This window comes from Ruegeria sp. AI3, assembly GCF_056541245.1.
Genome location: NZ_JBQFYA010000053.1, coordinates 1 through 1,182, shown reverse-complemented (window position 1 = coordinate 1,182; position 1,182 = coordinate 1). Strand labels below are relative to the sequence as shown.

The window sequence follows — 1,182 nt, the reverse complement described above, 5'->3', positions numbered from 1 at the left end:
CGCGACTTATTCAGTGATTTTCGACACAACGCCGGCGCCGACGGTGCGGCCGCCTTCGCGGATCGCAAAGCGCAGGCCCTGCTCCATCGCGATCGGCGCGATCAGCTCAACGCCGAACGACACGTTGTCGCCGGGCATGACCATCTCGGTGCCTTCCGCCAAGGTCACGGTGCCGGTCACGTCAGTGGTCCGGAAGTAGAACTGAGGACGGTAGTTCGCGAAGAACGGAGTGTGACGACCGCCTTCTTCCTTGGTCAGGATGTAGGCTTCGGCTTCGAACTTGGTGTGCGGTGTAACCGAACCCGGCTTACACAGAACCTGGCCACGCTCAACGCCGTCACGGTCAACACCACGCAGCAGCGCGCCGATGTTGTCGCCCGCTTCACCGCGGTCCAGCAGCTTGCGGAACATTTCAACGCCGGTGCAGGTGGTTTTCGAAGTGTCGCGGATGCCGACGATTTCGATTTCGTCACCAACGTTGATCACGCCGCGCTCAACACGACCGGTCACAACGGTACCACGACCCGAGATCGAGAACACGTCTTCGATCGGCATCAGGAACGGCTGGTCAACAGCACGCTCAGGGGTGTCGATGTACTCATCAACGGCCGCCATCAGTTCCTTGATCTTCTCTTCGCCGATTTCAGGCTTGTTGCCTTCCATCGCGGCCAGAGCCGAACCTGCGATGATCGGAATATCGTCGCCAGGGTATTCGTAGCTGGACAGCAGTTCGCGAACTTCCATCTCAACCAGTTCCAGCAGCTCTTCGTCGTCAACCTGGTCAACTTTGTTCAGGAACACGACCATCTTCGGGATGCCAACCTGGCGGCCCAGCAGGATGTGCTCGCGGGTCTGCGGCATCGGGCCGTCAGCAGCGTTCACAACCAGGATCGCGCCGTCCATCTGAGCAGCACCGGTGATCATGTTCTTGACGTAGTCGGCGTGGCCGGGGCAGTCAACGTGCGCGTAGTGGCGGTTCTCGGTCTCGTATTCCACGTGGGCGGTCGAGATGGTGATGCCGCGCGCTTTCTCTTCCGGCGCACCGTCAATCTGGTCATACGCTTTAAAGTCACCAAAATACTTGGTGATCGCTGCGGTCAGCGTCGTCTTACCATGGTCAACGTGCCCAATCGTGCCGATGTTGACGTGCGGTTTTGTACGCTCAAACTTTTCCTTTGCCAT

At 59.1% G+C, this 1,182-nt stretch carries 1 protein-coding gene; it reads right to left on the bottom strand.

The window, feature by feature from the left end; all coding sequences use genetic code 11:
• Positions 1 to 6: 6 nt before the first annotated feature.
• On the bottom strand, positions 7 to 1,182 hold a 1,176-nt coding region (tuf, locus tag ACRZ95_RS22940; protein ID WP_170381019.1), incomplete at its 5' end, for an elongation factor Tu.